At 71.9% G+C, this 12,590-nt stretch carries 11 protein-coding genes and 1 tRNA gene; 6 read left to right on the top strand and 6 right to left on the bottom strand.

All coding sequences use genetic code 11. The features are described from left to right. The first annotated feature begins 45 nt into the window (after positions 1–45). Positions 46–933 carry an NAD-dependent epimerase/dehydratase family protein gene (locus I2501_RS09645; protein ID WP_196193443.1) on the top strand — a complete coding sequence of 296 codons (888 nt, stop codon included), beginning with the start codon at positions 46–48 and terminating at the stop codon, positions 931–933. A 190-nt stretch (positions 934–1,123) separates the two neighbouring features. Here I2501_RS09645 and I2501_RS09640 read toward each other — a convergent pair whose 3' ends face one another. The 4 genes from I2501_RS09640 to I2501_RS09625 form a co-directional block, all read right to left on the bottom strand. Further along, positions 1,124–2,488 (bottom strand): S53 family peptidase, encoded by a 1,365-nt coding sequence (locus I2501_RS09640; protein WP_196193442.1) that lies wholly within the window; start codon positions 2,486–2,488, stop codon positions 1,124–1,126. A 460-nt stretch (positions 2,489–2,948) separates the two neighbouring features. Continuing rightward, positions 2,949–3,617: an ABC transporter gene (locus I2501_RS09635; RefSeq protein ID WP_196193441.1), complete on the bottom strand. Its 669-nt coding sequence runs from the start codon at positions 3,615–3,617 to the stop codon at positions 2,949–2,951. Next, on the bottom strand, positions 3,614–4,477 hold the full coding sequence (locus I2501_RS09630; protein WP_196193440.1) for an ABC transporter ATP-binding protein: 864 nt from the start codon (positions 4,475–4,477) through the stop codon (positions 3,614–3,616). The genes I2501_RS09635 and I2501_RS09630 overlap by 4 nt, the downstream gene beginning before the upstream one ends. A gap of 33 nt (positions 4,478–4,510) precedes the next feature. Then, complete coding sequence (locus tag I2501_RS09625) at positions 4,511–6,904, bottom strand: GH92 family glycosyl hydrolase (protein ID WP_196193439.1); 2,394 nt, start codon at positions 6,902–6,904, stop codon at positions 4,511–4,513. Between the two features lie 160 nt (positions 6,905–7,064). Here I2501_RS09625 and I2501_RS09620 point away from each other — a divergent pair, with 160 nt between their 5' ends. Beyond that, complete coding sequence (locus tag I2501_RS09620) at positions 7,065–7,709, top strand: AAA family ATPase (RefSeq protein WP_196193438.1); 645 nt, start codon at positions 7,065–7,067, stop codon at positions 7,707–7,709. A gap of 33 nt (positions 7,710–7,742) precedes the next feature. Here I2501_RS09620 and I2501_RS09615 read toward each other — a convergent pair whose 3' ends face one another. Continuing rightward, positions 7,743–9,101: a helix-turn-helix domain-containing protein gene (locus tag I2501_RS09615; protein WP_196193437.1), complete on the bottom strand. Its 1,359-nt coding sequence runs from the start codon at positions 9,099–9,101 to the stop codon at positions 7,743–7,745. A 180-nt stretch (positions 9,102–9,281) separates the two neighbouring features. Here I2501_RS09615 and I2501_RS09610 point away from each other — a divergent pair, with 180 nt between their 5' ends. Beyond that, a complete protein-coding gene (locus I2501_RS09610; protein ID WP_196193436.1) occupies positions 9,282–10,076 on the top strand; it encodes a DUF4232 domain-containing protein in 795 nt (264 codons plus the stop codon). 57 nt (positions 10,077–10,133) lie between these two features. Here I2501_RS09610 and I2501_RS09605 read toward each other — a convergent pair. Next, a tRNA-Gly gene (locus I2501_RS09605) sits at positions 10,134–10,204 on the bottom strand. Positions 10,205–10,407: 203 nt separating this feature from the next. On the opposite strand from I2501_RS09605, the gene I2501_RS09600 reads away from it, so the two are divergent. The 3 genes from I2501_RS09600 (at position 10,408) to I2501_RS09590 (ending at position 12,550) form a co-directional block, all read left to right on the top strand. Continuing rightward, a complete protein-coding gene (locus I2501_RS09600) occupies positions 10,408–10,626 on the top strand; it encodes a hypothetical protein (protein ID WP_196193435.1) in 219 nt (72 codons plus the stop codon). A 91-nt stretch (positions 10,627–10,717) separates the two neighbouring features. After that, entirely contained in the window at positions 10,718–11,293 is a 576-nt protein-coding gene (dcd, locus tag I2501_RS09595; protein ID WP_196193434.1) for a dCTP deaminase, read from the top strand. 39 nt (positions 11,294–11,332) lie between these two features. Continuing rightward, positions 11,333–12,550, top strand: coding sequence for a cellulase family glycosylhydrolase (locus I2501_RS09590; RefSeq protein WP_196193433.1), 1,218 nt, complete (start codon positions 11,333–11,335; stop codon positions 12,548–12,550). Positions 12,551–12,590 lie beyond the last annotated feature (40 nt).

Raw genomic sequence — 12,590 nt, 5'->3', positions numbered from 1 at the left:
TCGGCATGATCGATATTCGTCGGCGGATGATCGGGGGGCAAGACGGTGCGTGTGTTTCTTGCGGGGGCGACCGGGGCGCTGGGACGGCGGCTGGTGCCGCTGCTGGTGGACGCCGGACACCAGGTGGTGGGCGCCTCGCGCAGCGAGGAGGGCGTCGCCCGGCTGCGGGCGGTCGGCGGGGACGCCGTGCGGGCGGTGCGGGTGGACGTCATGGACGCCGGGGCGCTGCGGGACGCCGTGGTCGACGCCGCGCCGGACGCGGTGCTGCACCAGCTGACCGACCTCTCCGGTGCCGACGGCGCGGCCAACAGCCGGCTGCGCCGGGAGGGGACCCGCAATCTGGTGGACGCGGCGAAGGCCGCCGGGGTCACCCGGATCGTCGCCCAGTCGATCTGCTGGGCCTACGCGGGCGGGGAGGGCTCGGCGGACGAGAGCGTGCCGCTGGACCTGGACGCGCCGCTGCCGCGCGGCGGCATGGTCGGCGCGGTCGCCGAGCTGGAGCGGATCGCGGCCGAGCTCCAGGACTCGGTCGTGCTGCGCAACGGCCTCTTCTACGGCCCCGGCACCTGGTACGCGCCGGGCGGCCCGATCGCCGCGGCACTGGCGGGTGACCAGGCCGGGCCCTTCCTCGGAACGCTGACAACGAGCGCGGGCGTGAGCTCCTTCGTCCACGTGGACGACGCTGCCAGGGCGGTGATCGCGGCCCTGGACTGGCCCGCCGGGCCGGTCAACATCGTCGACGACGAGCCGGCGGCTGCGGCCCAGTGGCTTCCGGTGCTGGCGTCCGCCCTCGGTGTGGACGCGACGCCGCAGGCCTCGGGCTCGGAGCCCGCGACGTGGGAGCGCGGGGCGTCCAACGCCCTCGCCCGCAGCCGTGGCTGGCGTCCGGCGCACGCGTCCTGGCGGACCGGCTTCGGCGACCAGCTGGGCTGATCCGACCGGGCCGCAGTCGCCCAAGGAAAGCCGGGCAAGCCCGAGGCAGGCCCGAGGAAAGGCCGAGGAAAAGCGACAGGGCGCGAGGGGTACCGTCTCACCCTCGCGCCCCGTCAGTTCAGCGGTGCAGCGGACATCTCTGACTGTTCATTTCTGACTGTGCATCAATATCCGTGCTGCACGGTGTGTTTCACCGACCGGCGAGCGCATCCACGAAGAGCGTGCCGTTGATGGTGCCCCAGCCGGAGGCCAGGTCGTAGCCCTTGGTGGCGTTGTAGCCGGTGACGCCCCCGAACGAGTTGTTTCCCTTGGTCACGTCGACGATGCCGTGGGCGGTCGCGTCGTGCTCGGCCAGGGCGTACAGCTTGTTGTTGAGGAAGCCGATGCGGTGGCCCGCCTTCTGGTCGGCGAGCGCGACTATGCCGGAGAAGATCGGGGTGGCCTCGCTGGTGCCGCCCACCAGGCCCCAGCCGTTGTTCTTCGGGTTGGAGTCGAAGGTGGAGTAGACCCAGGCGGCGCCGTTGACCGCGGCGGTCATCGAGATGTCCGGGGTGCCGCGGTGGGCGCCGGTGACGTTCGCGACGCCCTGCTGGTAGCCGGGGCGGGCGAAGATGCCGGAGATACCGCCGCCGCCCGCGCCGTAACCGTCGTTCCAGACCTGGTCGGGAGCGGTGCGGACGCCCTGGTTGTTCAGGGTCAGCTGGGTGCCACCGATCGAGGTGACCAGCGGGTCGGTGGACGGCCAGGAGTCCACCTTGTACGGGTAGGTGGCGGTGCCGGTCGCCTCGGAGTCGGTCGCGCCGTTGTCACCGGCGGCGGCGAGCACGGTGACGCGCTTCCAGTACGCGTCGGCGTAGGCGTAGCGCAGCTGCTGCACCGACGCGGTGTCGCCCTTGCCGTAGCCAGGGAAGGTCTGCTCGGTCGCGCCGAAGCTCTGGGAGATGACGTCGCCCCAGTTGTGGTCGACCGCGTACTTCTCGGCGGCGACCATCTGCGGGAAGCCGGTGGTGCCCTCGGTCTCGGCGACGCCGGTCTCGATCAGGACGATCCGGGCGCCGGGCGCGATGGAGTGCGCGTACTCGACGTCGAGGGTGGTCTCACCGGCCCAGCTGAGCTGCGTCGGGTCGGTGTTGTTGAACTTCGGGACGTTGCCCCACCTGACCACGTTGACGTGGGTGTCCGGCAGGCCGAACTGCTTGTCGAAGGTGTTCAGGTCGCTCTGGATGGTCGGCGATCCGAAGGAGTCGACGATCACGATCGTGCGGCCCTTGCCGGTGACGCCGCTCTTGTAGAGCGGGGCCAGGTTGTACGCCTTCTGGTACTGGAGCGGGGTGTAGCAGCGGATCTTCATCTGGGTGAGGCACTGGCTGGTCGGCAGCACCGAGTGCATGCCCGAGGCCATGACGTGGCCGGTGATCGCGGGCACGGGCGCGGGCAGCGCGGAGGCGGTGGCGGTCGCCGGGGCGCCGGCCGAGAAGGCCAGCAGCGCTGCGGCGCCTGCGGTCACCGTGGCCGCAGCCTTGACGGAGCGGGAACGGGCGAGGGAGCGACCCATGGTTCTCCTCATGCTCATGCATGCGCGGGCGCGCACGGACTGACGGACGGAAGACTTCGGCCGTGCGGTCGTCTGTCGGCGCGCACACGCGGAGAACCCGCAGAAAGGGTGCGGCTGGGCATGGCTGAGCTGTCCCCCCGACCCCCGGGTCCCGCGCGACGCGGCATCGCCAGGACCGCAACAGGTGTCGATGATGCTCGCGTATGACGCACAGGTTTCGCTACCCCCAACCGGAGGTGCAGCACCCCTGATCGGGGTGGCGATCACAGGACAGAGTCGGCGTTTCCGTCGATATCCGGAGGACGTTTTTCTGTCTACCCGTCAGACCGGCGAATACCACCACAAACGCGACGCGGTCCCTCCATCGATGCACACCCCAGAGAGTGAGCCTTTGGGCTGTGAGTTGACGTTGATCTTCCCGTTGCCGTGGTGTCGCATTTCCCGTGGCAGTTTCCGTGGACTACTCCTCGCGCACGGCGAGCAAGGAGCAGAGAGCGAGCAGGACGAGTGACCCGAGCAACGGGAGCCACGGAAGCGAGGCCGCTGCGTAGGCGCTGTCGGAGGTGAAGGTCTGTCGGATCGCCGCGTTGACCGGTGAGACGGGGAGGACCAGGAGCAGCAGCGAGGTCGCGGTCAGCGTCAGCGTGCCCGCTGCCCGGCCCGGGACGGGCAGCGCGCCGACGGCCGTCCCCGCCAGTACGCCCACCAGCACCGCGACCAGTCCGTCCGCGACGATCGACGCCAACGGCGCGTGCGGTCCCGTCGGCGCGGAACTGGTCACCACCTCGAAGAGCCCGCCCAGCGCGCCCAGCACCAGCCCGCTTCCGAGCGCGACCGCGAGGGCCGTCGCCCGCACCCTTCGCACGCCCCCTGCGGTGGCGGCTGCCGCCACGGCGCGTGCGGAGCCGGGCTCCACGGCGAGCGTCGTGCGGGTCAGCCAGCCGCAGGTCGGCACCAGCATGCCCGCGCACCAGCCGAGCGAGTCGCCGTACTGCTGCCCGCCGAACCACCCGGTGACCAGCAGGAACGCGTAGAGCAGCACCGGCGGCAGCCAGCGCTGCGAGCGGAGCAGGAAGGAGAGTTGGTACCGCAGCAGCGGCAGCACGCCGCTCACCAGCACCGCGCTCATACCGGCCGCACCTCCTCGACATGGACGCTGGGCTCGCCGAGCAGCGACCGCAGCACGTCGTCGGACGCGTCCTGATCGACCGTCACCACGACGTCTCCACCGGCTCCGCCGCCTGCGCCGCCTCCGCCCTCGTGCCCGGCCTCGCGTTCCCGCGCCTCCTGGACGCCGGGGAGCTCGGTCAGGCCCTTCGCGCCCGCCGCCCGGCCGCGCACGGTGATCCGGACCTGCCGCCGACGCGTCCGGCCGAGGCGCTCGTCCACCACCCGGCCGTCGGTGAAGGTCCAGTGGGCGTCCGCCCGTCCGGCCAGCCGGACCGGGTCGTGGTCGACGAAGACCACCGTGGTCCCGGCGGCCGACCGCTCCTCGACCAACGTGTCCAAGGTGGCCCGCGCGGCCTGGTCCAGGCCCGTCCATGCCTCGTCCAGCACCAGCAGTCCGGGGTCGCCGAGGAACGCCTGCGCGACCGCGACCTTCTGGCAGCTGCCCTTCGACAGCTCCTCCACCGGCCGGTCGGCGAAACCTCCCGCGCCGAGGCGCTCCAGCAACTGCGAGGCCCGACGGGCCGGTTCGGGGCCGCGCAGGCCGTGCAGGCGTCCCAGGTGCTCCAGGTAGCCGCGCGCGGTGAAGGGCAGCTCCGCGGCGAACCGTTCCGGCACGTAGGCGCGGCGCTCGGGCGCGTCGACCACGCGTCCCCGGGTGGGCCGGGCGGCGCCCACGACGATCCGCAGCAGGGTCGACTTCCCGCTGCCGTTGCCGCCGACGGCCCGGATCAGGGCCCCTTCGGGCAGCTCCACGCCGACGTCACGGACCACCCAGGGCCCGCGCAGCCCGTACCGCTTCCCCACTCCGTCGAGTCGCACCCGAACCAGGGTAGTCGCGGCCCCAACACCGGCTCAGGGGAACGCCGGTGGCGCGTCCGACGAGGCGGTCCCCCAGGTCGTCGGCGTCGGGGACAGGTAGAAGGCGAGCCGGGAGGCGGTCCCGTCCGTCCCGTCGACCCAGGTCGCGGAGGACGGAACGCCGTCGCGGAGCAGCGCCCGGACGTAAGGCCCGGTCCCGGCCGCGGTGATGGTGAGGTCGTGGCCCGACGGCCGGTGCACGGCCGCGTAGGGGAAGAGCGGACTGCCCAGCGCCAGGACGGGCGTGCCCGGGGTCTCCGGGTAGAGCCCCAGCGCGGCCCACACGTACCAGGAGCTCATCGCGCCGAGGTCGTCGTTGCCCGGTTCCCCGCCCGGGCTCAGCCCGTAGAGCTGGTCGACGATGGACCGGACCACGGCCTCGGTCCTGTCCGGGCGGCCGGTGCTGTCGTAGAGCCACGGGACGTCGAAGGACGGCTCGTTGCCCTGCCAGTCGTACGGTGCGCCCGGTCCGGCGTTGAGCTCGGTGAAGAAGCGGTCCAGCCGCGGGTTGACCGCGTCCGGGCCGCCGAGCGTGGAGACCAGCGCAGGCAGGTCCTGCGGCACCATCCACGTGTACTGCGCCGCGTTGCCCTCCTGGAAGCCGTCCTGGTCGCTGCCGTCCCGCACCGCCCCCGGCGGTCCGGGCGGGAACGTCCCGTCCGCCTCGCGCGGTCGGAGATAGCCGGTGGCCGGGTCGAAGAGGTGCTGCCACCCGTGCGACCGCGCCCGGAACCGGCTCGCCACGTCGTCCTGCCCCAGCGCCGCCGCCAGCCGGGAGACGGCGAAGTCGGCCACGCCGTACTCCAGCGTCTCCGAAGCGCCGTTGTTCACATGGGCGGTGGAGTCGTGATGGGCGTTGGGCACGTAGCCGTGGCTCAGGTACTCGGCCAGCCACGGGCGTTCGACGTACCAGCCCTGCGCGGGCGGATCGGTCTCGCTGGGACTGTCCTCCGCGCCGTGCACCGCCAACCGCAACGCCCGTGCGACGTCGAAGCCGTGGTCCCCGAAGGCATAGACGTCGGCCAGGATCGGGTCCGCCGGATCGCCGTTCATCACGTCGGTGTCCCCGGCGGCCACCGGCCACTTGGGGAGCCAGCCGCCGCTCTGGTCGGCGTCGTCGAGCAGCGAGGTGGCCATGTCGTCGGCGCTCCCCGGCGCGATCAGCGCCACCAGCGGGACCTGGCAGCGGTAGATGTCCCAGCCGGAGAAGTCCGCGTAGTGCGGATGGCCGGGCACGATCCGGTGCACCTGGTCGTCGAAGCCGCGGTAGCGACCGTCGGCGTCGCTGAAGACGCTGGGGTGCAGCAGCGAGTGGTAGAGCGCGGTGTAGAAGATCGCCCGCTGCTCCTGGCTGCCGCCCGCGACGGTGATCGATCCCAACTGCCGTGACCACACGTCGTAGGCGCGGGCGGCGACCTGGCCGACGTTCCAACTCTGGCCCTCGGCGGCCAGGTTGGCCTCGGCACCGGCGGGGTCGACGTACGAGACGGCGACCTGGGCGCCGAGCCGGTGGTCGGGTCCGAGGTCGAAGCCCAGGGTCGCGCCGGGCGCGGATCCGTGCGCGTCGGCGGCCCACACCTGTGCGATGGTGAACGGCCGGTCGAAGCGGGCGGCGAAGTAGAGGGTGTAGTGGTTGTGACTGGAGCAGAAGCGCCCGCTGCTCACCTGGCCGACGATCTCGCGGTCGCCAAGGACGCTGACGCTCGTGTCGGTGGTGGCCGTCTGGCTGCGCTCGGCCCTGACCAGCAGCGTGCCGGTCGCCGGGCCGTCGGGCGGGAAGGTGAAGTCGGCGACGCCGGTGCGGAGCGTGGTGCTGAGCTCGGTCCGGACGCCGCCCGCGGTCACCGCGTAGTAGCCGGGCCGGGCCACCTCGCCGTCGTGGCTGAACGGCACCGACCTGCCGGTTTCCCCGGCCGCCAGCGGCAGGAACGGCACGTCCCCGGCGACCCGGCAGCCGGGGCCGGAGAGGTGGGTGAGGCTGAACCCGGTGAGCGCGCTGTCCGCGTAGGCGTACCCGCCGCCGTCCGGGCGCGAGGTCGTGTCCGGGCTCCACTGCAGCATCCCGAAGGGCAGGCTGGGCCCGGGGAAGGTGTCCACCCGCCCGACCCACCGCCCGCCGTTCCCCGTCCCGACGAAGGGGTCCACCAGGCCCGCCGGATCCCCCCACGCGAGCGCGTCGGCGGCGCGGGCGGTCCGAGCGGTGCGGGCGGTCTCAGCGGAGCGGGCAGAGGCGATGTCGGCGGACACGCTCCTGCCCGGCCCTCCGCCCGTGGCCGCCCCGGCTCCGCTACCGGCGCCGGTCCCGGTCCCGATCAGCACCGCGACCACGGTGCCCAGCAGGGCCACGGCTCGCCCCGCCCGCCACGCCCTCAGTCCGAGCCTGCTCACCGGCACCTCACCGACCCTCAGGCGCCCGCCTCCGGGGCGAAGTTCCCGCAGGTTACGTCGCCGCCGGGGCCCGGCCGCCCCACCGCACCGCCTGCGATCCCGCGCGTCGCCCGTCCGGCCGAGCCAGGTCCACCGACGCACGCGCGCGTAGGCTCGGCGCATGCTCCTGTGGATCAACGGGCCCTTCGGCGGCGGCAAGACGCAGACCGCGTACGAGCTGGCCCGCCGCCTGCCCGGCAGCGTCGTCTGCGACCCGGAGCACGTCGGCTTCGGCCTGCGCCGGATGACCCCGCCCGCGCTGCGCGGCAACTTCCAGGACCTGGCCGCCTGGCGCGAGGGCGTCGTCGAGGTGCTCGACCTGGCCCTGAGCAGGCAGGACGGCGTCGTCATCGCCCCGATGACGGTCGTCGAGCCGGCCTACGTCGCCGGGATCCTCGGCCGACTGCGCGACGAACACGGCCACGACGTCCGGCACTTCGCGCTGCTCGCGCGGCGGGAGACGGTGCTGCGCCGGCTGCGCGAGCGCGGCTTCGGCCACGTCGTTCAGTTCGTCGCGGGCAAGGACGCTCCGCTGCGCCGGGAGAGCTTCGCGGTGGCGCAGCTCGACCTCTGCCTGGACCGCCTGCGCGGCACGGAGTTCGTCGTCCCGGCGGAGCGGATCGAGACCGACGACCTGACGGTCCACCAGGTCGCCGACCGCATCGCCGCGTCGGCAGGTCTGACCCTCACGCCCGACCACGACTCCGCCGTGCGTGGGCTGCTGCGCCGAAGCGCGATCGGGCTGCGGCACATCCGGTTCGACTGAGCGGACCGACGCCCTGTCAGCTCGGCGGTGCAGTCAGCTCGGCGGTGCGGTGGTCGCCCAGGTGCTGCCGTTGTAGAAGTACGTCGGATCCCCGGCGAGACCGACCGTACGGAACGGCTGCCCGTGGTCGTCGACACGCAGCACGCCCTGGCGGTCGCCGGAGCTCCAGAGCAGGTCGAGGTACCAGCTGACGTCCTGGTCGGCGGTGTGCGCGTCGACGTCCAGGACCTGCGGGTCGCTCGCCGAGGTCTGGAACGGGAAGTCCATGACCGGTGTCGGGATGTTCCCCTGGTAGCCGGGGACGGCACGGGCGTGCGGGTCGGGCGAGTCGAGGTCGACGGCGAAGGACGCGGGTGTGAGGCCACCCCCGCAGCCCGACCCTGCGGTGTAGCCGTTCCCCTTCGGCGCCGGTCGACTGCTGACCACATGGACGTAGAGGGCGTGCAGGACCACGGACTGCGCCGAGTCGCCCTGCGCGGTCAGCTGCAGCCGCAGATGCGCGGCCGGGACGGCGCCGAGCCGGGACGCCCAACGGGCCGTCCCCTCGATCGCCGGCGGGGTGGGGACGTTCGACGGTGCCTGCGACGTCAGGAACCACTGGTCGCACTGGGTGTCCCAGTTGTCCGACATGACGCTGACCTGGAAGGGCGCGGTGGTCGAGTCCTCCATGGGCCCGGCCGGTCCGGACGGGGACGCCGGGAGCGACAGCGACGACGACGAGCCGGACGGCGGCAGGTCGGACGGTGACGAGGACGACGAGGAGGAGAGGGACGTGGGGGATGACGAGCCGGATGCCCGGGGCGTGGCAGGAACCGCAGCGCCGGAGTGCGAAGCAGCGCCCCCGCCCGGCGCGGTGACCGACGCGGCGGTGTCACTGTCGTGCTGCGCCGTGACCAACCCCACCGGCACCGCGATGGCCAGCACCGCCAAGGCCGCCCACAGCGCCCGCGTCCCCCGCAGCCGCCTTGGGCGACGCGGGCGGCCCGGGAGCGGCAGCTCCGGGGAGGCAGCGGCCACCACCGGTTCGTCCGGCGCGGGCGCGAGCGCAGGCCCCGGCACGGGAGACGGCACCGCCTCTACCGCCTCTGGCTCCGCGGCCTCCTGGTCCTCGACCGCCGCCGGCTCCCGGCCCGCCGCGCGGGCGGGCTCGCGGCGGCGTTCCGCGTCCGCCAGGAGCCAGCGCCGGTGCAGCTCGACCAGCTCCTCCGGCGTCGCGCCGCAGACGCGGGCGAACCGCTCGACCGGGGCGTAGTCGGCGGGCACGGCGGCGCCGTTGCAGTAGCGGTGCAGTGTGGACGTGCTGACGTGCAGTCGCTTGGCGAGCATGCCGTAGCTCCGACCGGACCGGTCCTTGAGCTCCCGCAGCTGCGCGGCGAATTCGTTGACGTGCATGGTCGTCGCACCCTCCCCCGTGTCCCGGAGCGGCGTTCCAGGAGGCTTCATCATTGCAGGTCAGAGGGGGTGGAATCGTTCCAGCGTCCCCAGCTGTGGCGAGACTGTGGCATTCGGGACAGGACGGGGGCGACGGTGATGCCGTCCAGTCGATCCCGATCACAGCAGAGGCCGATCACCATGACCAGCACCTCCTCGACGTCCGTCCGCCGCCCGTCCTTCAAGCGCTCCCTCTCCACCGCCGCCGTGCTGGCGCTCGGCGCGCTCGCCCTCACCGCCTGCCAGGGGTCCGGCACCGCCGCGGCGAGCGGGACCAGCACGTCCCAGGCGTCCACCGGAACCACCGCCGCGCCCATCGCCGCACCGACGGGCACGTCCGGCTCGACCGGGGGCAGCACCGGCGGCTCCAGCTCAACCGGTAGCACCTCGGGCTCGTCCGGAGGTTCGTCCAGCTCGACCGGCGGGAGCGGCGGCAGCACCGGCGGCAGCGGCTCCGGGAGCAACAGCGACAGCTACGCCTGGACCCACCCCTGCGACGCGTCCCAGCTCTCGGTGCACGTGATCGGCGGGAACACCGCGAGCCGACGCGTGATCGAGGTGCGCAACAACGGCTCGCACGCCTGCGGGTTGAGCTACTTCCCGCTGGTCTACCTGGACAACTCGGCCTCCGCCGACCAGAGCCACGCCGTCAAGCCGCTGGTCCCGAGCGGCCTCGGCGGCGCTCCCGCCTACCCGGTCCACGTCGGCGAGACCGCGTACGCGGTCATCGACCTCGACCCCAGCGGTGCGACCAGCGGCGCTCCGGGCGTCAACGAGCTCAACGTCCTGGCGGACGGGAACCACATGCCCGACGCCGACACCGTCAACTTCCCGCTCACCGGCGGGACTCCGGTCCGGGCGCCGAAGCTCGGCCTGTACGAGGACACCGTCTCCGCCGCGGTCGCGTCCATGACCCAGGCCGACACCCAGTCCTGAAGGCCCGACGCACGAGAAAGGGCCGCGGACAGATGGTCCGCGGCCCTTCAATTATTGAGCGGGCGACGAGAATCGAACTCGCGCTCTAAGCTTGGGAAGCTTATGTTCTACCATTAAACTACGCCCGCCTGATCAGCCGTCAGTGACGGCCTCTCCACCTTCACTCTACCCCATCCCACGCCTCACGTGCAGCGGTGGTGTCCCCGCGCACCGCGGGCGTACTGTGACGCACACGGATGGCCGGAGGCCCAGTCGGCGAGCCTGAGGGCGATATGTCCGGAAGATCCCCTAATGTGGCACCGCTGGCCTACGGCGTTGGGGAGAGGAAGCAATGGAGCGCACTGTCGTCCGTTGTGCCGAAGGGCACCTGTTCAGCACCGCGAGTTTCCCGATGCAGCATCTGCGTGACGGACGGATCGGCCCAGGGAGGCTGATGCGCTGCCCGCAGTGTGCGCGGCTTCGGAGCGCCGTTCCCGCAGATCTGGCGGCGCTCTCGACGGAGCAGATCAGCAAGGCGCTGCGGCGCGAGGCCATGGAGTTCCTGGCCTGACCGCAGAGCCGGACGTACGGAAATACGGAAATGCAGCACAGACCCCCGCGCCGATTGGGCGGGGGTCTGTTCATGCACGTAACCTCGACGCGTGCTGCTCTCAGACAAGGACATCCGGAACGAGATCGAATCCGGTCGCGTGGTCATCGACCCCTACGACCAGGAGATGATCCAGCCGTCAAGCATCGACGTGCGCCTCGACCGGTTCTTCCGGGTCTTCGAGAACCACAGGTACCCGCACATCGACCCCGCGGTCGAGCAGCCCGACCTGACCCGCCTGGTCGAGCCGGACGGGGACGACCCGTTCATCCTGCACCCCGGTGAGTTCGCCCTGGCGTCCACCTACGAGGTGGTCACGCTGCCGGACGACATCGCGTCGCGGCTGGAGGGCAAGTCCTCGCTCGGCCGGCTCGGACTGCTGACCCACTCGACCGCCGGGTTCATCGACCCCGGCTTCAGCGGCCACGTGACGTTGGAGCTGTCGAACGTCGCCACGCTGCCGATCAAGCTCTACCCGGGCATGAAGATCGGCCAGTTGTGCATGTTCCGGCTGACCTCGCCGGCCGAGTTCCCGTACGGGTCCGAGAAGTACGGCTCCCGCTACCTCGGCCAGCGCGGCCCGACGCCGTCCCGGTCCTACATGAACTTCCACCGGACCAAGATCTGACAGCCCAAGCGGCGCGTAGCGCCGTCTAAGCTGGCCGCCGTGGTCACACCTTCGGACCGGCCGGACCGGCAGCAGCACTGGTGGGTTGTGCTGATAGCACTCACCGTGAGTGTCGCGGCGATCGCTTCCGCGGCGTTCACGCAGTCCGGTTCGCCCCACGGACGCCCCTCCGCCCAGGCCGGCTCGACCGCCTCGCCCCAGGCAACCACGTCACGCGCGCTGGACATCGGTGTCGCGTACGGGGACACGTTGCCGTTCATGTCCGACCAGAAGCTCGCGTCGGCGCTGGACGACGCGGTGACCCTGGGAGCCAAGTGGGTCCGGGCGGACCTGTCCTGGGAGGACATCCAGCCCGACTCGCCCGACCGCTACCAGTGGGACCGCTTCGACCGGGTCGCCGAAGCCGCCCAGAAGCGCGGCCTGCACATCCTCGCCGTGATCAGTTTCACCCCGCCCTGGGCCCGGCCCTCCAGCTGCGCGCACAGCCAGGCCTGCGCCCCGGCCGACCCGGCCACCTTCGCCGCCTTCGCCCACAAGGCCGCCGCCCGCTACTCCGCCATGGGCGTGCACACCTGGGAGATCTGGAACGAGGAGAACATCCAGTTCTGGCAACCGAAGCCGGACCCAGCCGGCTACACCCGGCTGCTGAAGCTGACCACCAAGGCCATGAGGTCGGCGGACCCGAAGGCGACCCTGCTGATGGGCGGTCTTGCCGCGGTCCCCACCAACCCCTCGCAGAACCACGTGTCGCAGAGCGACTACCTCACCGCGGTGGCCAAGCTCGGTGCGACGCACCTGGTCGACGGGATCGCCTACCACCCGTACACGTTCCCCTATCTGCCCAGCGCGCGGACCACCTTCGGCACGGCTTTCGAGAAGATCAGCAGCACCTCGGTCAATCTGGTGTCCATCCTGGCCGCATACGGGTCCGCCAAGCTGCCCATCTGGATCACCGAGACCGGCGCCCCCACCAACGGTCCCGGCGCGGTCTCCGACGGCGTGCACATCCCACCGGAGACCACCCACGTCACCGAGGCCTTCCAAGCCGCCATCGCCGCCGACACCGTGTCCGCCGCCGCGGCCAACCCCCATGTCGCCGCCGTGTTCTGGTTCGCGGACCAGGACACGGGAACCGACCGGACGAACCGCGCCGCGTTCTTCGGACTGCGCCGGATCGACGGCACCGCCAAACCGTCCTTCGCCGCACTGAAGAACGCGATCACCACCTACGAGGAGTCCCTCAACGCGGCTCCATGAGGTTGATCTTCGAGCCTTCTCCGAAGGCAGGGAGCAGGGA

This window comes from Streptacidiphilus fuscans, from assembly GCF_015690355.1.
Taxonomy (GTDB): Bacteria; Actinomycetota; Actinomycetes; order Streptomycetales; family Streptomycetaceae; genus Streptacidiphilus; species Streptacidiphilus fuscans.
Note: the sequence above shows the minus strand (reverse complement) of the source record. Positions and strands in the feature narration are given on the sequence as shown.